The following is a 20,514-nucleotide window of genomic DNA, read 5'->3' as shown; positions in this document are numbered from 1 at the left end:
CTCCCGGCTTTCCTAGGTCACTCCGCAGGCACAGTGTGCGCGAACTGTGTTCGATGCAGCTCCTCGTAGCGGCCGCCCGCTGCGAGGAGCTCGTCGTGTGTTCCGCGCTCGATGACCTGCCCGTTCTCTATCACCAGGATGGCGTCCGCTGCTCGGATGGTCGAGAGTCGGTGCGCGATGACCACCGACGTCTTGCCCTCCAGAGCCTCGGCCAGCGCAGCTTGCACGGCGGCCTCGGACGTCGAATCCAGTGAGGCCGTGGCCTCGTCGAGAATCACCACCCGTGGCTGCGCGATCAGCAGCCGGGCGATCGTCAGGCGTTGACGCTCTCCGCCGGACAGGCGGTAGCCGCGCTCGCCGACGATCGTCTCGAGTCCGTCGGGCAGGGAACGCACGAGATCGGCGAGCCTGGCCCGCGACAGCGCATCCCACAGTTCGTCCTCGGTGGCGTCGGGCCGTGGCAGCAGCAGGTTCGAGCGAATGCTCTCGTGAAACAGATGGCCGTCCTGAGTCACCATTCCCACTGTGTTGCGGACGGATTCGGCGGTCAGGTCTCGCACGTCGACGTCGCCGAGCCGCACTGCGCCGCTGTCGACGTCGTACAACCGAGCGATCAGTTGCGCGATCGTGGACTTGCCCGCACCGGAGGTACCCACCAGGGCGACCATCTGACCGGGTTCGGCCCGGAACGACACACCGTGCAGAACCTCCTCGCCGCCACGGGAATCCAGAGTTGCGACCTCCTCCAGGGAGGCGAGCGACACCTTGTCGGCCGACGGGTACGCGAACCTGACGTCGTCGAGTTCGACGGCCACCGGCCCCGGAGGCAGCACCGCCGCGTCGGGCTTGTCGGCGATCAGAGGTACGAGATCGAGCACCTCGAACACTCGCTCGAAACTGACCAGTGCGCTCATGACCTCGACACGTGCGCTCGCCAGTGCGGTCAGCGGCGCATAGAGCCTGGTCAGCAAAAGGGACAGTGCGACAACCGAACCCGGGTCCAAGCGAGCACTGAGTGCGTAGAAGCCGCCGAGGCCGTAGACCACGGCGAGGGCCAGAGCCGACACCAGGGTGAGCGCCGTGACGAACACGGTCTGCACCATTGCGCTCCGAACTCCGATGTCGCGGACTCGGGCGGCTCGAACCGCGAACTCGACGGATTCCTGATCGGGATGCCCGAACAGCTTGACCAGTGTCGCTCCCGGGGCCGAGAAACGCTCGGTCATCTGGGTGCTCATCGCCGAATTGTGCGCGGCCGCTTCGCGTTGCAGACGGGCGAGGCGTCGACCCATGCGGCGTGCCGGCAGCACGAACACCGGCAACAGAATGAGCGCGAGCAGAGTGATCTGCCACGAGATTCCGATCATCACCACCAGAGTCAGAGCCAGCGTCACCACGTTGCTGACCACCCCGGACAACGTCGTGCTGAATGCGCGCTGGGCACCGATGACGTCGTTGTTGAGGCGACTGACCAGAGCGCCGGTTCGAGTGCGGGTGAAGAAGGCGATTGGCATCCGCTGCACGTGGTCGAACACTGCGGTGCGCAGGTCCAGGATCAAGCTCTCACCGATGTTGGACGAGAGCCACCGGTTGATCAGGCCGAAGCCAGCATCCACGATTGCGATCGCCGCGATGGCCAGAGCCAACAGCACCACCACACGCAGCTCTCGCCCGTCGACGATCGCGTTGACCACCCGCCCGGCCAGTACCGGCGTTGCCACCGCCAGCACCGCCAGCGCGACGCTGAGCACCAGGAAGCCGCCGAGGGCGCGTCGATGCGGTGCTGCGAACGACAGGATCCGGCGCGCAGTCTCCTTGGAGAACGAAGACTGCGCGCCGGAGCTGTTCATCGTGCGATACATCTGGTTCCACGCGGTCATCTCCATGCTCATGACACCAACGTAGAACCTCGACCGAACTCGAGGTCAAGCAGAGCCCGAGAACGGTCGCCGTCACCTCACGCTGCCGCGGCCGCCTCCGCCGGTTCCAGCGCGAGCGCCAGGATGTCGGCCACGTCGGTCATCGGCCGAACGTCCAACGCCTCCAGGACCTCCGCAGGGACGTCGTCCAGATCGGGTTCGTTACGTGCCGGAATGAACACCGTCTTCAGCCCGGCGCGCTGAGCCGCCAACAGCTTCTGCTTGACTCCACCGATCGGCAGCACACGTCCGTTGAGCGTCACCTCTCCGGTCATTCCCACGTCCGACCGCACCGGACGCCCGGTGGCCATCGACACCAGGGCCGTCACCATCGTCACGCCCGCCGAAGGACCGTCCTTGGGCACTGCCCCGGCCGGAACGTGCACATGGATACTGCGATCCAGTGATTCGGCAGTGCCGCCGAATCGAGCTGCGTGCGCTCGCACGTAGGACAGCGCGATCTGCGCCGACTCCTTCATCACGTCGCCGAGCTGGCCGGTGAGCGTGAGGCCCGCGTCGCCCTCGGTGGAGGCCGCCTCGATGAACAGCACGTCGCCGCCGAGCCCGGTCACTGCCAGACCCGTTGCGACACCGGGCACTTCGGTTCGCTCGTGCGCATCGGGGGTGAAGCGCGGACGACCGAGGTAGGTCACCAGATCCGGCTCGTCGATCTCGAGCACGTCCGTGGTGCCCGCGAGTTTCGTCGCCACCTTACGTAGAGCCTTGGCCAGCAAGCGTTCGAGTTGCCGCACCCCGGGCTCGCGGGTGTAGTCGGCAGCGATCTTGCGCAGTGCGGAGTCGGTGACGGTCACCTCGTCGGATGTGACTGCCGCCCTGTCCATCTGACGCGGAAGCAGGTAGTTCCGAGCGATGACGACCTTGTCGTCTTCGGTGTATCCATCGATGGTCACCAGCTCCATGCGATCGAGCAGCGGGCCGGGAATCTGATCGATCACGTTGGCGGTGGCGAGGAACACGACGTCGGACAGGTCGAGATCCAGATCGAGGTAATGGTCGCGGAACGTGTGGTTCTGCGCCGGGTCCAGCACCTCGAGCAGTGCGGCGCTGGGATCACCGCGGTAGTCCGAACCGACCTTGTCGATTTCGTCCAGCAGCACAACGGGATTCATCGATCCCGCCTCGCCGATCGCCCGCACGATGCGGCCCGGCAATGCGCCGACATAGGTGCGACGGTGGCCCCGGATCTCGGCCTCGTCGCGAACCCCACCGAGGGCGACCCGGACGAAGGTGCGGCCGAGAGCGCGGGCCACCGATTCGCCCAACGAGGTCTTACCCACACCGGGAGGTCCGGCGAGCACCATGACGGCACCGGAACCACGTCCGCCGACCGATTGCATACCCCGCTCGGAGCGCCGTGCGCGAACGGCCAGATATTCGACGATTCGGTCCTTCACATCGTCGAGGCCGTGGTGGTCTGCATCGAGAACGGCTCGCGCCGAATCGATATCGGTGTTGTCGGTCGTGGTGTTGTTCCACGGCAGGTCCAGCACGGTGTCGAGCCAGGTGCGAATCCACCCCGACTCGGGGCTCTGATCACTGGCCCGCTCCAACTTGCCCACTTCACGGAGCGCTTGTTCGCGCACCTTCTCGGGCAGGTCCGCAGCCTCCACGCGGCCGCGGTAATCATCCGCACCGTCGGGTTCGTCCTCGCCCAGTTCTTTTCGGATAGCGGCGAGCTGCTGACGCAGGAGGAACTCCTTCTGTGTCTTCTCCATGCCCTCACGGACGTCGCCGGAAATCTTGTCGTTGACCTCGACCTCGGCGAGATGAGCCTTGGTCCATTCGATCAGCGATGTCAGACGCGTTGCCACGTCTGGTGTTTCGAGCAGATCCCTCTTCTGGACGTCGGTCAGGTACGACGCGTAACCCGCGGTATCGGCGATCGCGCCGGGGTCGGTGAGCTTGTTGACCGAGTCGATCACCTGCCAGGCATCGCGGCGTTGCAGCATCGCGACAACGAGTTGCTTGTACTCGGCCGCGAGCGCCTTGAGGTCGTCGTTCGGGGTTGTATCGGCGACGGGTTCGGCCTCGACCCACAGGGCCGCCCCGGGGCCACTGACCCCGTGGCCGATGTGCGCCCGACGAGTTGCCTTGACGACGGCGGCCGGGCGACCGTCGGCCAGCCGTCCCATCTGCACGATGGTGGCGAGGACGCCGTAAGCGGCGTACCGATCTTCGAGTCGGGGAGCGACGAGCAGCGAGCCGTCGTTGCTCGCCTTCGCTGCGTCGACGGCGGCGCGTGCGGCCTCGTCGAGTTCGACGGGCACCACCATTCCGGGCAGGACGATCGGGTCGGTCAGGAACAGTACGGGGACACGAACGGTTTCGGTCACTTCTCCTCCAAAGGATTGAGCTATAGGGGCTCAACTTCGAAAGGAGTAGTGATGTTCCCCGAGCGGTCGATGTTCTCCGTGGGCAGAACACCGACCGTCCACGGCGTCTTACTTCAGGGCGCTGACCAGCTTCTCCGCGAGAGGACGCGTCGATGCGGGGTTCTGGCCCGTGTAGAGGTTGCGGTCGACGACCACATGCGGCGACCAGGCGTCGGCGTTCTCGAACTTTGCGCCGTTCTCGCGCAGCCGGGTCTCGAGCAGCCATGGGGCCTTCTCGGCGAGCCCGGCCTGGGTCTCTTCCTCGTCGGTGAAGCCGGTGAGCTCGTACCCGTCGAAAGCCCAGGAGCCGTCGGTACGGACGGCAGGCAGCAGGGCCGCCGGTGCGTGGCACACCGCCGAGACCACCTTGTTCGCGTCGAGGAAGTCGACCACGAGAGCACCGAAGCTCGTCGACACGGCGAGATCCTCCATGGGGCCGTGGCCACCGGGGACGAACACGACGTCGAAGTCGGAGGCCTTCTGGTCTTCCAGCTTCGCGGGCGAGGACAGGATCGACTCGATCGAGGCCAGGTAGCTCTTCTGGTCCGCCACCTTCTGCTCGTCGCCGCCGTTCGCGTCGACGGCCAAGCTGCCCTCGTCGACGACCGGAGCCTTGCCACCCGGCGTCGCCACCGTGATGTCCCACCCGGCGTCGACGAATGTGCGATGGGACTCGACAAGCTCCTCGGCCCAGTACCCGGTGGGGTGCTTGCTTCCGTCGTTCAGGGTCCAATGGTCGGCAGCGGTTACCGCGAACAGCAAAGTAGTCATGGTCGAACAGCCTCTTTTCTCTATCGGGATCCGTTCGGGAATGCCACGAAACGCCCCAGTCGAAACGCACCGCCGAAACGCACCGCCGAAACGCGCCGCCGAAACCGACCGTGTGGCACTCGTCTCGTCACGTACGCGAAGCGATCACGACCACCGCGTCGAATTCGTCCGAGGCATTCACCCGCGCGTGGAATCCACAGTCACGCACTGCCCGGCGAGTCGAATCAGCCAGTGCAGCACTGCTTTCGATCAGCAAGTGACCGCCGGGGGCCAACCATGCAGGTGCCCCCTCTGCCACGAGACGGTGGAATCGGGCACCGTCTTCGCCGCCGTCGAGCGCGATCCGCGGCTCGTGCAATCGCGCTTCCCGCGGCATCAGTTCGATGTGGGCCGTCGGGACGTACGGCGCGTTGACCACTATCGCATCGAAGGATCCGAGCAACTCCGGCGGTAAGGCGTCGTACAGATCGCCGCGGTGCACCGTGCCCCCGACGGCAGCCAGGTTGCGCGTGGCGCATTCCACGGCCGCTGCGTCGAGATCGGCGGCATGTAATTCGGTGACGCCACCGACCGACAGTCCTACCGCACCGGATCCGCAGCACATGTCCAGTAATCGCGACGGCTGGAGTGCTGCAGCGCAATTCACCAGGAATTCGGTTCTCCGACGGGGCACGAATACCCCCGGTTCGACGGCGACTCGTCGACCACAGAACCACACCCAGCCGACGATGTGCTCGAGCGGTTCCCCGGCGATACGGCGAGCGAGCATGGCGGCGAGATCGTCGCTGTCCGATGCGGATTCGATCAGAATGTCGGCTTCTTCTTCCGCGAACACGCAGCCGGCCCCGCGCAGACCGGACACGACCTCGTCGTACTCGGGTCTCACCATGGATGGAGCCTCCTCCAAGTGCCTGCGCCCAACTGCCCCGCGCTGAAATACTGTAGCCCGGCATGTGTCACAGGGAGGCGAATGAACTGGGAACCCGAGGTCCGACAGATGTGTCTGGCGTTGCCCGAGACCTACGAGGAGCAGGCGTGGGTCGGTACCCGATGGCGGGTACGCGGGCGCACCTTCGCCCACATCCTCGACATTGTCGACGGCACTCCTCCGGCGTTCGCAACAGCGGCGGGAACCGACGGCCCGGCGCATGTTCTCGTATTCCGTTCCTCCGGAACAGAACTCGACGCATTGTCGAAGCGGGATGGCTTCTTCGCTCCCAGCTGGGGACCCGAGATCATCGGCATGCTGCTCGACGAGTCGGTGGATCGAACGGAACTCGGCGAGTTGATCACGGAGAGCTACTGCACCCGGGCCCCGAAGAAGCTCGTCGCACTCCTCCGACGTCCGGAGTGACGATTCTCGTTTGACGCTGTGGCTGCCCGAAGGACAGAGTGAGCACATGAGCCCACCCGAGAACCTGCTCGCCGATTGCGGCAGCTGTTTCGGACTCTGTTGCGTTGCTCTGCCCTTCGCCAAGTCGTCGGATTTCGCCGTCGACAAAGCCGCCGGGGAGCCGTGCCGCAACCTCCAGCAGGACTCGCGCTGCGGCATCCACTCGTCGCTTCGGGAGAAGGGCTTTCCCGGATGCACGGTGTACGACTGTTTCGGTGCGGGGCAGAAAGTGTCGCAATCGACGTTCGCGGGACGGGACTGGCGGCAGAAGCCGTCGAACTCGTCGGAGATGTTCGCGGTGTTCCCGATCATGCGGGATCTGCACGAGTTGCTCTGGTACCTGGCAGATGCACGTGGCCGGACATCTACCGCATCCCTCCACAGCCGGCTTACCCGCGAATACGACGAGCTGGACGCTCTCACGTCGGGGACTCCCGAGAGCCTGCTGTCGGTCGACGTCTCCGTACTGCGCTCGCGGATCAACGAGGTGCTGCTCGATGCAAGCGATCTGGTACGCGCAGAGGTGTCGGGCAAGAAGAAGAACTACCGCGGACGCGACATGATCGGGGCCAAGCTGGCCGGTGCTGATCTTCGCGGTGCGAGCTTGCGGGGTACGTACCTCATCGGGGCGAATCTGCGCGGTGCCGACCTGCGCTGGGCCGACCTGATCGGGGCCGATTTTCGCGGTGCCGATCTCCGCGGTGCGAATCTGCGCGAGACGATCTTCGCGACGCAATTCCAGATCAATGCGGCGCTCGGTGACCGATCGACACAGTTACCCGAGTCGTTGACCCGTCCAGGGCACTGGACGTGACCGTTCAGCTCAGTGACCTGCCGGTGCGCTCGAGGGCTTCCTGAACGATCCTCAGTGCCTTCGGTCCGACTCCGTGCAGTGACGCGAGCTCAGCTGCGGGCGCCCCGGCCAGGGCGTCGAGACAGGTATATCCCGCAGCTCGCAATGCCCGCATCGCGGGGTTTCCGATCCCTGTCGGAAAAACGGGTTCTGTTGTACTCACCGGCGCATTCTAAAACAGACCGGTAGCCTGTTGCCGTGCCCGAAACCAAGCAGAAACGCGTTGTCATCACCGGAGCGAATACCGGTATCGGCTACTACACAGCTTTGGAGCTGGCCAAGCGCGGCGATCACGTGACGCTCGCCTGCCGCAACCAGGACAAGGCCGAGGCCGCAGCGGCGAAGATCCGCGCGGAGGCCCCGAACGGAACAGTCGACACAGCCAGCCTGGACCTCGCCGACCTCGGTTCGGTGCGCAAGTACGCCGAGGCGGCTCCCGAATCGATCGACATACTGATCAACAATGCGGGCGTGATGATGCCGGCGAAGCGAACCGAAACCAAGGATGGGTTCGAGCTCCAGTTCGGCACCAACCACCTCGGTCATTTCGCACTGACCGGGTTGCTGTTCCCCAAGCTCGCCGCCGACGCGAAGATCACGACCGTTGCCTCGGTCGCGCACCGTCAGCGCCCCAAGCTCGACTTCGACGACCTCCAGCTCGAGCGTGGCTACAACGCGCAACGCGGATATGCGAACTCCAAGCTCGCGAACATCCTGTTCGCGCTGGAACTGCAGCGTCGAATCGACAAGGCCGGATCGAAGGTCACCAGCAATGCGGCACACCCCGGCATCTCGTCGACCGAGCTCTACTCGAGCCCGGACGGCTTGGGCAGCAACAAGATCCTGGCGACCCTGGCACCGATCGGACTGAAGTTCATCTCTCAGTCCGCCCGTGCCGGAGCGCTTCCCACACTCTATGCGGTCGACGTCGCAGGCGGCGGCAGCTACAGCGGTCCCACATCGCTGTTCGAGTCCCGCGGCAAGCCGGGCCCGGCGAGCATGACCAAGATGGCCCAGGATCCCGCACTCGCAGCCCAGCTGTGGGACGCCAGCGAGAAACTCACCGGAGTCGGCTACCCGTTCTGAGACGCAATCCCGGCGAGATAGACCGATATCGGAAGCCATAGTCCCGCAGCCCCTTTCGCGGTTCCACGGCCGAAAATCGCGTCGGCCATCAGTCCCTCGCACAGCGAGACCAAGCCGTCTCCGTGGGCTGGATCGTCGAACAGTTCTCTGGCCCGTTCGAGTGAGAAGAACGAACGGGCCAAGTCGGCCCTGATGTCGGCCGGGACCGCAGGATCGAGCATCAGCGCGTAGCGAGCCCGGAGCTCGACCATGCGATGGGTGATCGCAGCGTCGAGATAGCGAGCGATCACCGTCGCAACATCGGTTTCTGTTCCGAGAATCTCCAGAAACGATGCCCGCGAGAGCTCGATCAGGCGGGTAGCCACGGCGGCGAGCAGATCGGCCTTGGTGCGGAAGTAGTAGGACGTCGAGCCTGCCGGAAAGTCCAGCGCCGAATCGATCGACCGGTGCGTCAACACGCGCAAGCCGTCTCGGGCGATGACGCCGAGCGCGGCGTCGGCGATGGCGGTGCGGCGGTCCACAGCAGTGACCGTACACACGCCCTCTACAAATGTAGAGTCGCGGGGCGTACGGTTCGTGACATGAGGCCGACCGCATCGCGACACGTCTTCGACGCTGCCTTCACGCTCGACGACGCACAGGCTGCAGCGGCAGACACGTTGTCGACACCCGGCGACAGAGGTGTCTACCTGTGGGGACCGGTCGGGCGTGGCAAGACCTGGCTGCTGGACAGCTACTTCGCCGCGGCCGACACCTCCGCGAAGAAGCGCGTGCACTTCCACAGCTTCTTTCGCGATCTCCACGCGGCGTACTTTCGCCACGGGTTTTCCATCGACGCAGCCATCGACGATGTCCTGTCGACAGGATCGGCTCCGGCGGCACTGCTGTGCTTCGACGAATTTCACGTCCACGACATCGGAGACGCCCGCCTCATCACGCGCATGCTCGACGCACTCTTCGCTCGTGGCGTCGTCCTGGTCGTCACCTCGAACTACGCGCCCGACGAATTGCTGCCGAATCCGCTGTTCCACCCGGCGTTCGTCCCGACCATCGAGAAGCTGAAGCAGTGCCTCGACGTGGTCCGTGTCGACGGCCCCGTCGATTACCGCGCCGCCGGTGCCAGTGGATCGCGCTTCGCCTCGGGGACATGGACCGTGGAGCCCGTCTCGGGTGGTCGGACGTTTGCCGAGCTGTGTTGTGCTGCCCGTTCCACGGGTGACTACCTTCAGATGGCCCAGACCGCTACGCAGCTGACGATCACCGACATTCCGGCTCTCGCGAGCGTGGACGAGTTCGCGGCTCAGCGCTTCGCGAATCTGGTCGATGTTCTGTACGACCTCGATGTGCGTACCGAATTCCACAGCGTGGTGCCGCTGACCGAATTCGCCGTCGGATGCACCGGACTCGATACCGACAGATTGATCAGTCGACTGAGCGAACTGGGCTCCCGGTCACGCGAGTGCGCGGCGGACAGAGTCAGGATCCCCGGCTCGCAGTAGCTCTTCACCGCGAGCGAGGAGAACGACCTCGTTACCGTCGAGCGCGAGCCCACGGCACGCCAGGCCGGCTCCTTCCCACAGCAGAACGAGCTCGAGAATCAGCCGCGCGAGAGTGGCGTCGGGATTGCGGCCGATGCTCCACGACCAGTTACTGACTCGGATTCCGGCGTCTCGGGCGAGCGCCTCACCCAGCCGAGATCCGGTCACCCACGGATACATGTCGTCCAGGACCGGCGTGAAGGCGGAGGTGAGCAGTGCCGCAGCAAGATCACGACGGTCTCGCCCCAGCAGCGCTCGAAGTTCGGCGGACAGTTCGGTCTTGGATGCCGGCATCTCCGAATCCTAGACGCGCGCTCGATTCGAACTGCGGCACGTCGGTGCATCCAACGAACTCGAATACGGGCCTACGGTCGCGCAGCACGCAGTTTGGTCATCACAGCTTCGTGCTCCTGGGGAGCAAGGGGGTAGGGGACTCTGTCACCGGTGTCGTTGAAACCCATGCGACAAACCCACGCAACACAAAGGGAGACACCCACTACTGACGGCGGTCGGGGGCGACAGCAGTAGCGGGTGTCTCATTGACCATTCGGGGCCCGTCGCCGGGTGGATGGGTAGCGGATGGGAAATTCTTTCGAAGTTTTTTCACCGACCGAGGCATAGCCTGTGACCATGCCTTTCACAGCAGCGAACCACTACGACTTCAGCGGTGACGACCTCACCGGAACCGTCGACGCCCATCGCTCCGCCGGAGTGTGGGCGGCGCAGCTCGTCCTCAGTGGAGAGACGCTGGAATCCACCGACGTCACCCGATCCGATCTGGGATTCGAGGTGCGGACCGTCGTCGAGACCCTCTCGGACGGTAACCGGACCCACCTGCTCGTCGTTCTGCCCCGCGTCAACATCGATACGGACGACGGCCAGGACGTCACGTTCACCTCGTACGCAGTGCTGTACACCGTGCACGGCGGAACCACCGAGCAGCACGGCCCGACCGAGTCGTACGACGTGCGGTTGCTCACCGGAACCGCGTCGCTCGTGCAGTGACCGCCGCGGAAATAACCCGGACCGCACCCCGGTTGTACGGCATAGTCAATGCAAACGCATGAACTTGTCGTTCGGGTAGGAGCACGCCATGCAGTTCGGAATCTTCACCGTCGGAGATGTCACCACCGACCCCACCACCGGGACGACGCCCTCCGAGCACGAGCGCATTCGATCGATGGTCACCATCGCCAAGCATGCCGAGGACGTCGGTCTGGATGTTTTCGCAACCGGCGAGCATCACAATCCGCCGTTCGTACCCTCGTCACCGACGACCATGCTCGGCTACATCGCGGCCACCACCGAGAAGTTGATCCTGTCGACGTCGACCACGCTGATCACGACGAACGACCCGGTCAAGATCGCCGAGGACTACGCGATGCTCCAGCATCTGTCCGAAGGACGCGTCGACCTCATCATGGGTCGCGGCAACACCGGCCCGGTCTACCCGTGGTTCGGACAGGACATCCGTCAGGGCATCCCATTGGCTCTGGAGAACTACCAGCTGCTGCGACGCCTGTGGACCGAGGACGTCGTCACCTGGAAGGGAAACTTCCGGACGCCACTCGACCGGTTCACGTCCACTCCTCGTCCGCTCGACGACATCGCGCCGTTCGTCTGGCACGGGTCGATCCGCAGCCCGGAGATCGCAGAAATCGCCGCCTACCACGGTGACGGCTTCTTCGCGAACAACATCTTCTGGCCGAAAGAGCACTACATCCAGCTCATCGATCTCTACCGGGAGCGCTACGAGCACTACGGCCACGGCCGCGCCGACCAGGCCATCGTCGGTCTCGGCGGTCAGGTGTTCATGCGCAAGAACAGCCAGGACGCGGTGAACGAATTCCGGCCGTACTTCGACAACGCACCTGTCTACGGCCACGGACCGAGCATGGAGGAGTTCACCGAGCAGACTCCGCTGACCGTCGGATCTCCGCAGCAGGTCATCGAGAAGACGCTCGCATTCGCAGACTACTTCGGCGACTACCAGCGTCAGCTGTTCCTGATGGACCACGCCGGCCTGCCGCTGAAGACAGTGCTCGAGCAACTCGACATCCTCGGCGAGGACGTCGTACCGGTTCTGCGCAAGGAATTCGCTGCCCGACGCCCGGCCGGCGTTCCGGAGAATCCTCCGACTCACGCCTCGATGCTGGAAGACAAGGCCGCGGCGGCTGCGAAGGAACCAGCCGTTGCCGTCTGACACGGAGTTGGCGGTGAACGCCTGGGAGTCGCTGTTTCGCTCCCAGGTGTCCCTGATGCGCCGGTTCGCCGCCGACGACATCTGGGATCCGATCGGTATGCGCGAATACGACGTGCTGTTCACCCTGAGCACCAGCCCGGACCGCAGACTCCGACTGCATCAGCTGAACGACGAGATCCTGCTCAGCCAACCGTCGCTGAGCAGGATGTGCGACCGACTCGAAGCGATGGGATACGTAGTCCGAGAGCATGATCCGTCGGACAAACGCGGGACCGTGATCTGCCTGACGGACGCGGGATCAGACCTGCAGGCCTCGATCGGACGCAAACACGCCGCCCGCATCAGACGCTATGTCGGCGATGCATTGAACACCGACGAGCTCAGGACACTCGACAGTCTGTGCACCAAGCTCAGACTCGCCCAGACCGACATTCGGGAGCACTGATGATCCAGGTCCTCACCCCACGCGAGGTTCCACTCGGCGGTCCTCGGGCCATGAAGGTGCGCCGCACCCTGCCGCACAAGGACCGATCCCTCATCGGCGCATGGTGTTTCGCAGACCACTACGGGCCCGAGCAGTCGCGCATGGACGTCGCGCCGCACCCGCACACCGGCCTACAGACGGTCAGCTGGCTGTTCTCCGGTGAGATCGACCATCGCGACAGCGTCGGATCTCATGCGATGGTGCGCCCCGGGGAGCTCAACCTGATGACGGCCGGGCAGGGCATCAGCCACTCCGAGGTGTCCACACCCGACACCGACATCCTGCACGGGATGCAGCTGTGGGTGGCGCTGCCCGCCGTATCCCGTTTCGTGGCACCGACTTTCGAGCACTACGTTCCCGATTCGATCTCCCGGCCCGGCCTGACCGCTCGGGTGTTTCTCGGATCGATTCTGGGCGAGACCTCGCCGGTGTCGACGTACACGCCACTGCTCGGAGCGGAGATCGTGCTCGACGCCGAGGCGCGGGTCAGCGTCGAGATCGACGAGTCCTACGAACACGGAGTTGTCGTCGACCAGGGATCGGTGACGCTGAACGAGACCGATCTGGGCGCAGCCGAACTCGGCTACCTCGAACCCGGGCATCAGTCGATGCAGCTTCACAATCCCGCCCGGGAACCGGTTCGATTCCTCCTGTTGGGCGGTCCGCCGTTCGGTGAACAGATAGTCATGTGGTGGAACTTCGTCGGCCGCAGCCACGAGGACGTGGTGGAGTATCGGGCCGCGTACGAGGCCGAGAACGGTCAATTCGGCACCGTGGAGGGCTACCCCGGGCCCAGGTTGCACGCACCGGAATTGCCCAACGCACGGATGAGACCTCGCGGCTGATCCGGAACGTGCGCGCGGCTCGGCAGTCAGAACAGGGTGGCGATCTCCGGTTCGGACGGGCGCGGCGCAGCGGGAACGGATGCCTTCTGTGCAACGGGTCCGCTGCGGGCCTCGGTCGGTGTGGACACCGCGTTCGCTCCGGCGGCCGCGATGGCGCGGGCGGCTTCGCCCGCCAACGCGTCGGCTGCTTCGTTGAAGTGATTGCCGACGTGGCCGCGGACCCACCGGAATCGCACCGGTCCTTCGCGTTCGGTGATGGCCCGCTCGATGCTCTGCACCAGATCGAGGTTGCGCACCGGAGTGCCGCCTGCGGTCTTCCACCCCTTGCGCTTCCAGCCTGCCAGCCACTCCGACGCGCACTTGATGGCGTACTGCGAGTCCGATTCGATCAGTAACGGCTCCGGGCCGGGGTGCGCCAACACTGCCTCGAGCAGGGCGCGAAGCTCGGCTACCTGGTTGGTGCCCGAGGGCTCGCCGCCGGAGTTGCTCGGACCCGTGTGATTGACCCACGCCCACCCGATTGCTCCGCCGGGGTTACGCAGACAAGAGCCGTCCGTACTCACGATGATCACGGACAGGACCCTACTTCGGGCCACCGACAAACCCCGGCTGACTCGCCCCGACGAAAGCAAGGGACTTGCTCACCGACTCGGATTGGTACCGTAGCGCCACTGACGAGTGCCACATGACCGGTGTCGGCATTCATCCGACCCACGGAGGTCGACATCGACGACGAACGACATCGGCCCAGGCCGACCCGACGGCGACGCATCGGCATTCTGCTGTTCGACCGGGTCAAGATGCTCGACTTCGTCGGCCCGGCCGAGGTCTTCCTCGAAGCGAACCAACGAGTCGACGGATACGACATCGTCTTCCTCTCGATCGACGGCGGTGACGTGGTGACATCGATGGGAATGACGGTGTCGGTGAACGCCGCCGTCGCCGGAAGCGGCGACTTCGACACCCTCATCGTTCCCGGTAGCGAATCGGCCCCGGCCGTCTTCGAGGACACGGCGTTGCTCGACGCGGTGGCGCTGCTCGCGTCCCGAGCGCGCCGGGTGGCGTCGATCTGCAGTGGGGCGTTCGCGCTGGCGGGATCCGGTCTGCTCGACGGCAGGAGTGCGACCACCCATTGGAAGTTCACGTCGGCTCCGGCGGAACGCTTTCCCGACACGCATGTCCAACCGGATTCGATCTTCGTGCGCGACGGCGACATCTACACCTCGGCCGGGGTCGCTGCCGGAATCGATCTGGCGTTGGCGTTGGTCGAAAGTGATCACGGTGCCCCGATAGCCAGAGCGGTCGCGCAACTACTGCTGGTGTATATGCAGCGCTCCGGCGGCCAGTCGCAGTATTCGGTGTCGCTGAAGGGTCCGCCCCCGCAAACCCAGGTCTCTCGCGCCATCACCGATTACATCCATGCCGACCCGACCCGACCCGCGAGCCTGAGCGCACTCGCGGCGCACGCCAATGTCAGTGTGCGGCATCTCAATCGCATCGTGCGCGAGGAACTGGGCACGACACCTCTCGACTACGTCACCGCGATGCGTCTCGATATCGCCGTCGCGGCACTCGAGTCGGGCTACTCGGTGGCCAGGTCCGCTGCCGACGCAGGATTCGGCACCCCCGCTGCTTTCCGGCGTGCGTTCGTCACCAAGTTCGGTGTGACACCGTCGGACTACCAGCGAAAGTTCCGCACGACCGATCCAGCCCAGTGATATTCGGCCGCAACGCTTTCGTTCACCCCAGGAGTGTCGAATCCCGCCGGTCGAAGGTGGCCCTGGCAGGGTCACCGGACCGGCAACCCACGGGATCTATCGTCGAATCATGCACAACGTGGAGGCGCTCGAGGCCTGGGCGTATTCGCCTGCGGTACTGCTGGATCGGCATCTGACCGTCGAATCGTCCACGATGCTCGCTCGTGCGGTGTCGCCGAGCTTCGCCGAGGGGGTCAACCTGGCCGTGTTCACCTTCGTCGACACCGGTTCGCTCTGCAGCGATCGAGACGATCCCGCTGCAGACCCGCAGGCCGGGTGGGATTCGTCGGCGGATCAAGTGGTCGCCATGCTCCGGGAATCGTTGGATCGACACGAACCCGATGACTCCTTTCGGCGCATTGTCGGCGAACTGTCGACCCGTAGTTCGGCATTCGCGCAGAAGTGGGCCGGTGAGACCAGCGCGAGGAACACCGGATCCGTGGTGATCGCACACGCCGTCGTCGGTCCGTTGATGCTCGATTACCTGCTGGTGCCTGTCGCCGAAGACCACGTACTGATGATGCTGCGGCCCCGAACCGCACAGTCGAGGGCAGCCCTCCATCAACTGGCGGACGCGGTCCGATCGTCCGAATCGGACCGAGGCACAACGAACTGAGTGTCGCGGCTGGGGACTCCGGCAACCAGATGCCGGATAGCCGATGCCGACCGACTACCGGGATCTGCGAAGTAGGTAGTGATGAACTGCCCACCCTCGCCGACGATCTCCAATGTCTGCGAACGGAATTCGACCAGGCCGAACGGCTCCACCGGGACGACGGAGATGCTCGACGACAACGGCCGTACGTCGTGCTTGGCCCACATCCTGCGAAAGGCGCGGCTCTCCACCGACAGTCGGCCCACCAACTCCGTCAGTCGCGGGTGACCCGGTGCAGCATGGAATCGCAGCGCCGACACCATCCGCTGCGCCGTGATTGCCCAATCCTCCGGCGAGGCGGCACCGTGCTCGTGCGCGAACACGTCGAGCATCAGGTTGGTACCCACTTTCAGACCCGGCGTCATCAGCGCGGCCGGACCGTTGAGCGCAAGCAGATCGTGGTGGCGGTCGGTGATGTACGCCGGCGTGTGGACCCACTGCTCCAACACCCGGGCCGACGCCTCGGTCAGCCGCGGCGGAAGCGCCTCGACCACGGCTGGGCCGGACTGCGCGCGCGCCACCCGGTGGAAGTACGCGCGCTCGTCCTCGTCCAAACGCAGAGCCCTACTGAGCGCAGCCAGAACCTGTTCGGAGGGTTGATGATTGCGCCCCTGCTCGAGCCGCAGGTAGTAGTCGGCGCTGATATCGGCGAGCCGGGCGATCTCTTCGCGTCGCAGGCCCCGCACCCGGCGGTTGCCGTCGCGTACCAGACCCACCTGCTCGGGTTGCAGGGATTCCCGGCGCACCCGAAGAAAGTCCGCGAGCAACGAGCGTTCGGCCATCGTCAGAACCTCCTGTCGACCACCATCATCTCCTACACACCCTGCCGAATCGAGTGCGAATCCGGCCCACTGTCGACCGTTTCAGGACACGGCAGCCCGAGACTTGCGCAGATCGATGGTCAACAGCACGAACGCCACCGCCGCGAGCACGGCGATCACGACGGCGAACACCACCCCTGCCGTCACCAGGCCCCATCCGGTCGCTACGGCTCCGGCACCGATCACCGGTACCGAGATCGCGATGTACAACACGACGAAGAAGGTCGAGGTCACCTCTGCCCGACGGTGCGGAGGCAGCTCGGCACCGATCGTGGACATCCCGTTGGCGAATGTCATGCCCTGACCGACGCCGCAGAGCAGTGCCGCTACCACCAGAACCGCCAGCGAAGTCAGCAACAGCGACGCGGCCAAAAACACCAGACCGAGCAGCAGCAGCGCGCATCCCCACCGCTGCGCCGATGCGGGATCGGCCGCGCGCAAAGCGATCTGGGCTGTCGTCGACGCAGCGAAGACCGTGAACACCACCACCCCGGTGACGGCGTGATTGTCGATGTCCAGTACCCCGCCGATGAATCCCGGCGAGACAGCAGTGAACAGGCCCAGTACGGCGAACCCCGCGAATCCTCCGATCGAGGCGCGCACGAAGGTGCCGCGCACCTCCGATGGAACGGACAGCCGCTGCATGCGCGGGCGTGCTCCGGAGTCGACCCGCACCGTCTCGGGTGCGAGGAACACCGCCACTCCTGCCGCAGCAAGCAGAACCATGTCGACGACGAATGTCAGGCGCAGCGGCTGCGGTAGATACTCCACGAGCACTCCGGCCACCAACGGTCCGAGGCCGAGGCCCCCGATGTTCGCTGCAGTGGCGATCGCGGATGCGCGGCTGTGCCACCGGTCGGGTACCAGCTCGATCAACGTGACCGTCGCGGTACCGACGAAGATGCCGGCAGAGATTCCCGACAACACGCGGCCGACCACCAGGGCCGTCAGCGAGCCGGCGGTGACGAACACCACGGCGCTGATCAACCCGAACACTATGGCCGCCAACAGCATCGGGCGTCTCCCCAACGAGTCGGACCAGCGTCCGAACGCCAGCAGCGCTGCGAGTACACCGACGGCGTACGCCGCGAACACGAGGGTGACGACGAAGACCGAGAAGTGGAACTCCACCTCGTAGAGCGCGTAGAGCGGCGTCGGCATGGTGGTGCCCATCATCGCCACGACGAACGCAAAGGCAACTCCGACGAATGCCGTTGCTTTCGACACCGACGTCCGGGGCGACGATGCGTCGTCCGATCGGATCACGATGATCTCCTGTTCTGCGAGGGCGGTTCGTTCTTCACCGTCGACTAGGAGATCGAACCAGAGCGGGCGAGTACGTGTTCACTCACCGTCCCCCGTCCTCGTAACGCAGGAGGGCGTCCCGCAGCGCGGACCGCGTGGTGATCTGCAACTTGGGAAACACTCGGTACAGATGACCGCCGACAGTACGAGCCGAGAGATACAGCTGTTCGCCGATTTCCTTGTTGGTCAGACCGGCGGCAGCAAGCGACGCGATGCGCAGTTCCTGCCCGGTCAACCCCGAGCCCGCATCACCCTCGCGCGGGTGAGGGCCGGCTCCTGCGGCCCGTAGTTCGTCCTCGGCTCGGCGCAACCACGTGTGCGCGCCCAGTTCTGCGAACAGATCTGCGGCGTACCTCAACCGACCGCGGCTTTCGGTCGCCCGGTGGTGGCGGCGCAGCCACTCGCCGTACACCAGCGCAACCCGCGGCGTATCGAAACACCATCCGGCGGTGCGTAGTTCATGCAGACTCGCCTCGAAGAGCGCCTCGGCTCCGGACTTCGCCAGCATCGCTTCGGCTGCAGCCAGCAGCGCACTGTGGCGGGCTCCCCAGAAATCGGGCCGGGTTCGGTGCAGCCGGTCGAGATACGTGCGCGCCTCGGCCGGCCGCCGCAGCCGTACACAGGATTCGACGTAGTCCAGTATTTCGAGTGGTCCGTACGGAGTGACCGAACAGCGCTCCGCCGATAGACCGCCGCGGCGCATGCGCTCGTAAGCGACGTCGAAGCGGCTCGATGCGACCGATTCGGCTGTGGTACAGCCCTTCTCGTCACCTGTGACAGCCGCGACCGAGGAGTTGAGCAGGCACTCCTGTGCGGCGAAGAGACCCTCCGGCAGTCCCGAGGAGACGGCCTCGGCGAACGCAGCGAACTGTCCTCGAGCGGCGAGCGCGCCGAGGTGCTGCAGCCGGGCCAGAGCCTCGGCGGCCGGAAACCCATCCGCGACAGGGTCCACCACGTCCGACAGCCGACAACTGTCGTTCGGATCCCACAGCAGAGTGGGCAACGCCAGCTGCAGCAGTACCGGTTTCCAGGGGTCTCCGGTGCGCAGCGAGGCTCGTGCTGCGTCCAGCAGCGCCGTGCTGTCGAGCGCCCGCACGTGCACTCTCGAACCCGATACGCCGAGAGACCGCGAGACGAGCACGTTGACCGGATCGAGATGCTGTTCGTGCTTGATTGCCCATTGCAGGGCCTGCGCAACGAGTTCACTGTCGCCGGTCAGAGCGCTGTACGCCAGAACCGATCCGATCAACTGGTCGACGACGTCCGAGGCGACCGCATCCGGCAATCGATCGAGAGCCTGCACGACGACGCCGAACGCAGCACGTGGGTCACCGCCCCGGGCCACGGCCGTGAAGGCTCGGGCCGGAACGGTCTCGGACAGGGCCGCGGCGCGACGTCCCGGCCGCATTCGGTCCAGGATGGATTCCGCGAGGTCGACGAAGCCGGCGAATGCCGCCATGGACGCCGCCCGCACCTCGAGGGCCCGCGCGCGTCCACGATCGGCTTCGAGCGCTGCTGCACGGCAGAGCAGCGCCACCGCCCGGCGGTAGCGCTGCATCGACACCATGTCGTTCGCACGGTCGTCGAGCACAGCGACGAGGTGCGCGTCGGGCGCGCGAGCTGCGAGTGCTCGATGCACCAGACGCTCGTCGGAAGTCAGCCGGCTGTCGACAGCGCATTCGAGGTGAACGGCGATGCGCTCCTCGGCGGTCGAGGAAGCAAGAACCCACAGTTGTGCAACAGTGTCGACACTTGGGCGGGCGGCCACGGAGTCGCTGCCGTGCTCGCGAGAGACCATGTGCCGCACCGCATCGCCGAGAATGTGACGCCTGGACTCCTCGTCGAGCCCGGCGACCTCGAACGCGCCGATGTCGGCGAGAGTATCGGTGAGGTGCGCGCGGTCGAGCATCGCACCGCCGACGGATGGATCCCGGTGCCAGATCGGCGCAGCGCGAGCGAGTTCGGTCGCGACGAGAGGGTTTCCCTGCGACAGCTCGACGATCAATTGCCGTTGCGCCACAACGGTTTCCGTGCGATTCAGCAGATCACGCACTGCGGCCTCGGACAGCGGTCGCAGGCGATGGAAGGCGAACTCCCGCCACAACGGCGGCGGGACGGTGTAGACGGTGGTGGCGACACACCGGACGTTCGGGATACGTACCGCCGCTTTGACCGCGCGAGCGAGTCGGTCGCGCGAGCGCCCAGGCAACAGATGAAGATCGTCGATCACCAGCAGCGTCGGCGTCGCATCCGCGTCACCCAACACCAGAGCACCCAGCAGCCCCTCATCGAGCAGCCCCGCGAGGCACGGCAGATCCACCACCCGAAAACCCAGCGCTGTCGCCTCGTCCGCAATGGTGTTGGCAACCGTGGACTTGCCGATGCCTCGTGCACCCGAGATCACCAGGATCCGCCGGTTCTCCGGGGAAGCGGACAGACACATGCGGCCCTCACGCAGCACTGCGTCGCGATCGGGTGCCTTGGCCATTCG

General features: G+C 65.3%; 21 protein-coding genes. 10 read left to right on the top strand and 11 right to left on the bottom strand.

The window, feature by feature from the left end:
• Positions 1-17: 17 nt before the first annotated feature.
• The 4 genes from QM588_RS02215 to QM588_RS02200 form a co-directional block, all read right to left on the bottom strand.
• Positions 18-1,892, bottom strand: a complete 1,875-nt coding sequence (locus QM588_RS02215; RefSeq protein WP_283311162.1) for an ABC transporter ATP-binding protein — start codon at positions 1,890-1,892, stop codon at positions 18-20.
• Between the two features lie 65 nt (positions 1,893-1,957).
• Positions 1,958-4,273 (bottom strand): endopeptidase La, encoded by a 2,316-nt coding sequence (lon, locus tag QM588_RS02210; protein WP_283311161.1) that lies wholly within the window; start codon positions 4,271-4,273, stop codon positions 1,958-1,960.
• Between the two features lie 108 nt (positions 4,274-4,381).
• Positions 4,382-5,083, bottom strand: a complete 702-nt coding sequence (locus QM588_RS02205) for a type 1 glutamine amidotransferase domain-containing protein (protein WP_283311160.1) — start codon at positions 5,081-5,083, stop codon at positions 4,382-4,384.
• A gap of 127 nt (positions 5,084-5,210) precedes the next feature.
• Positions 5,211-5,972 (bottom strand): putative protein N(5)-glutamine methyltransferase, encoded by a 762-nt coding sequence (locus QM588_RS02200; RefSeq protein ID WP_283311158.1) that lies wholly within the window; start codon positions 5,970-5,972, stop codon positions 5,211-5,213.
• 81 nt (positions 5,973-6,053) lie between these two features.
• Here QM588_RS02200 and QM588_RS02195 point away from each other — a divergent pair, with 81 nt between their 5' ends.
• Positions 6,054-6,437, top strand: coding sequence for an MmcQ/YjbR family DNA-binding protein (locus QM588_RS02195; protein WP_283311157.1), 384 nt, complete (start codon positions 6,054-6,056; stop codon positions 6,435-6,437).
• Between the two features lie 46 nt (positions 6,438-6,483).
• Complete coding sequence (locus tag QM588_RS02190) at positions 6,484-7,290, top strand: pentapeptide repeat-containing protein (protein WP_283311156.1); 807 nt, start codon at positions 6,484-6,486, stop codon at positions 7,288-7,290.
• 4 nt (positions 7,291-7,294) lie between these two features.
• Here the strand turns inward: QM588_RS02190 and QM588_RS02185 are convergent, their stop codons facing one another.
• Positions 7,295-7,492, bottom strand: a complete 198-nt coding sequence (locus tag QM588_RS02185) for a helix-hairpin-helix domain-containing protein (protein ID WP_442972849.1) — start codon at positions 7,490-7,492, stop codon at positions 7,295-7,297.
• A 35-nt stretch (positions 7,493-7,527) separates the two neighbouring features.
• Here QM588_RS02185 and QM588_RS02180 point away from each other — a divergent pair, with 35 nt between their 5' ends.
• Complete coding sequence (locus QM588_RS02180) at positions 7,528-8,415, top strand: oxidoreductase (RefSeq protein WP_283311155.1); 888 nt, start codon at positions 7,528-7,530, stop codon at positions 8,413-8,415.
• Here the strand turns inward: QM588_RS02180 and QM588_RS02175 are convergent.
• Entirely contained in the window at positions 8,403-8,936 is a 534-nt protein-coding gene (locus tag QM588_RS02175) for a TetR/AcrR family transcriptional regulator (RefSeq protein WP_032392718.1), read from the bottom strand. The genes QM588_RS02180 and QM588_RS02175 overlap by 13 nt on opposite strands.
• A 60-nt stretch (positions 8,937-8,996) precedes the next feature.
• Here QM588_RS02175 and zapE point away from each other — a divergent pair, with 60 nt between their 5' ends.
• Positions 8,997-9,914 (top strand): cell division protein ZapE, encoded by a 918-nt coding sequence (zapE, locus tag QM588_RS02170; protein WP_283311152.1) that lies wholly within the window; start codon positions 8,997-8,999, stop codon positions 9,912-9,914.
• Here the strand turns inward: zapE and QM588_RS02165 are convergent.
• Entirely contained in the window at positions 9,867-10,247 is a 381-nt protein-coding gene (locus QM588_RS02165; RefSeq protein ID WP_032369575.1) for a hypothetical protein, read from the bottom strand. The two genes, zapE and QM588_RS02165, sit on opposite strands and share 48 nt — an antisense overlap.
• 336 nt (positions 10,248-10,583) lie before the next feature.
• Between QM588_RS02165 and QM588_RS02160 the strand changes: the two genes are divergently transcribed.
• The 4 genes from QM588_RS02160 (at position 10,584) to QM588_RS02145 (ending at position 13,485) form a co-directional block, all read left to right on the top strand.
• Complete coding sequence (locus tag QM588_RS02160) at positions 10,584-10,958, top strand: hypothetical protein (RefSeq protein ID WP_145916547.1); 375 nt, start codon at positions 10,584-10,586, stop codon at positions 10,956-10,958.
• A gap of 88 nt (positions 10,959-11,046) precedes the next feature.
• Positions 11,047-12,156, top strand: a complete 1,110-nt coding sequence (locus tag QM588_RS02155; protein WP_283311148.1) for an LLM class flavin-dependent oxidoreductase — start codon at positions 11,047-11,049, stop codon at positions 12,154-12,156.
• Positions 12,146-12,601: a MarR family winged helix-turn-helix transcriptional regulator gene (locus QM588_RS02150; protein WP_283311146.1), complete on the top strand. Its 456-nt coding sequence runs from the start codon at positions 12,146-12,148 to the stop codon at positions 12,599-12,601. Before QM588_RS02155 ends, QM588_RS02150 begins: the two co-directional genes overlap by 11 nt.
• Positions 12,601-13,485 (top strand): pirin family protein, encoded by an 885-nt coding sequence (locus QM588_RS02145; RefSeq protein WP_283311145.1) that lies wholly within the window; start codon positions 12,601-12,603, stop codon positions 13,483-13,485. Before QM588_RS02150 ends, QM588_RS02145 begins: the two co-directional genes overlap by 1 nt.
• Positions 13,486-13,511: 26 nt before the next feature.
• Here QM588_RS02145 and QM588_RS02140 read toward each other — a convergent pair whose 3' ends face one another.
• Entirely contained in the window at positions 13,512-14,057 is a 546-nt protein-coding gene (locus QM588_RS02140) for a ribonuclease H family protein (RefSeq protein ID WP_283311144.1), read from the bottom strand.
• Positions 14,058-14,177: 120 nt separating this feature from the next.
• Between QM588_RS02140 and QM588_RS02135 the strand changes: the two genes are divergently transcribed.
• A complete protein-coding gene (locus tag QM588_RS02135) occupies positions 14,178-15,203 on the top strand; it encodes a GlxA family transcriptional regulator (RefSeq protein ID WP_336620055.1) in 1,026 nt (341 codons plus the stop codon).
• A gap of 109 nt (positions 15,204-15,312) precedes the next feature.
• Positions 15,313-15,858, top strand: a complete 546-nt coding sequence (locus QM588_RS02130) for an MmyB family transcriptional regulator (protein ID WP_283311143.1) — start codon at positions 15,313-15,315, stop codon at positions 15,856-15,858.
• Here the strand turns inward: QM588_RS02130 and QM588_RS02125 are convergent.
• The 3 genes from QM588_RS02125 to QM588_RS02115 all read right to left on the bottom strand — a co-directional run bounded on the left by QM588_RS02125 (position 15,804) and on the right by QM588_RS02115 (position 20,511).
• Positions 15,804-16,679, bottom strand: coding sequence for a helix-turn-helix transcriptional regulator (locus QM588_RS02125; protein ID WP_283311141.1), 876 nt, complete (start codon positions 16,677-16,679; stop codon positions 15,804-15,806). The genes QM588_RS02130 and QM588_RS02125 overlap by 55 nt on opposite strands.
• An 81-nt stretch (positions 16,680-16,760) precedes the next feature.
• Positions 16,761-17,984 carry an MFS transporter gene (locus QM588_RS02120; RefSeq protein WP_283311139.1) on the bottom strand — a complete coding sequence of 408 codons (1,224 nt, stop codon included), beginning with the start codon at positions 17,982-17,984 and terminating at the stop codon, positions 16,761-16,763.
• Between the two features lie 82 nt (positions 17,985-18,066).
• The gene (locus tag QM588_RS02115) at positions 18,067-20,511 is read right to left on the bottom strand and encodes a LuxR C-terminal-related transcriptional regulator (RefSeq protein WP_283311136.1); all 2,445 of its coding nucleotides are present in this window, start codon (positions 20,509-20,511) and stop codon (positions 18,067-18,069) included.
• Between the last annotated feature and the right edge of the window lie 3 nt (positions 20,512-20,514).

Origin of the sequence: Rhodococcus sp. IEGM 1354 (genome assembly GCF_030056855.1) — a bacterium.
Classification (GTDB): Bacteria; Actinomycetota; Actinomycetes; order Mycobacteriales; family Mycobacteriaceae; genus Rhodococcoides.
The sequence above is the reverse complement of the archived record's forward strand: the minus strand, read 5'-3'. Positions and strand labels throughout refer to the sequence as shown.

Excerpts from the sequence above, each read along its gene's own strand:
- zapE (WP_283311152.1), top strand. The coding sequence starts at position 8,997 with ATGAGGCCGACCGCATCGCGACACGTCTTCGACGCTGCCTTCACGCTC.
- QM588_RS02130 (WP_283311143.1), top strand. The coding sequence starts at position 15,313 with ATGCACAACGTGGAGGCGCTCGAGGCCTGGGCGTATTCGCCTGCGGTA.
- QM588_RS02155 (WP_283311148.1), top strand. The coding sequence starts at position 11,047 with ATGCAGTTCGGAATCTTCACCGTCGGAGATGTCACCACCGACCCCACC.
- QM588_RS02160 (WP_145916547.1), top strand. The coding sequence starts at position 10,584 with ATGCCTTTCACAGCAGCGAACCACTACGACTTCAGCGGTGACGACCTC.
- QM588_RS02145 (WP_283311145.1), top strand. The coding sequence starts at position 12,601 with ATGATCCAGGTCCTCACCCCACGCGAGGTTCCACTCGGCGGTCCTCGG.
- QM588_RS02125 (WP_283311141.1), bottom strand. The coding sequence starts at position 16,679 with ATGGCCGAACGCTCGTTGCTCGCGGACTTTCTTCGGGTGCGCCGGGAA.
- QM588_RS02195 (WP_283311157.1), top strand. The coding sequence starts at position 6,054 with ATGAACTGGGAACCCGAGGTCCGACAGATGTGTCTGGCGTTGCCCGAG.
- QM588_RS02205 (WP_283311160.1), bottom strand. The coding sequence starts at position 5,083 with ATGACTACTTTGCTGTTCGCGGTAACCGCTGCCGACCATTGGACCCTG.
- QM588_RS02190 (WP_283311156.1), top strand. The coding sequence starts at position 6,484 with ATGAGCCCACCCGAGAACCTGCTCGCCGATTGCGGCAGCTGTTTCGGA.
- QM588_RS02200 (WP_283311158.1), bottom strand. The coding sequence starts at position 5,972 with ATGGTGAGACCCGAGTACGACGAGGTCGTGTCCGGTCTGCGCGGGGCC.
- QM588_RS02215 (WP_283311162.1), bottom strand. The coding sequence starts at position 1,892 with ATGAGCATGGAGATGACCGCGTGGAACCAGATGTATCGCACGATGAAC.
- QM588_RS02115 (WP_283311136.1), bottom strand. The coding sequence starts at position 20,511 with ATGGCCAAGGCACCCGATCGCGACGCAGTGCTGCGTGAGGGCCGCATG.
- QM588_RS02165 (WP_032369575.1), bottom strand. The coding sequence starts at position 10,247 with ATGCCGGCATCCAAGACCGAACTGTCCGCCGAACTTCGAGCGCTGCTG.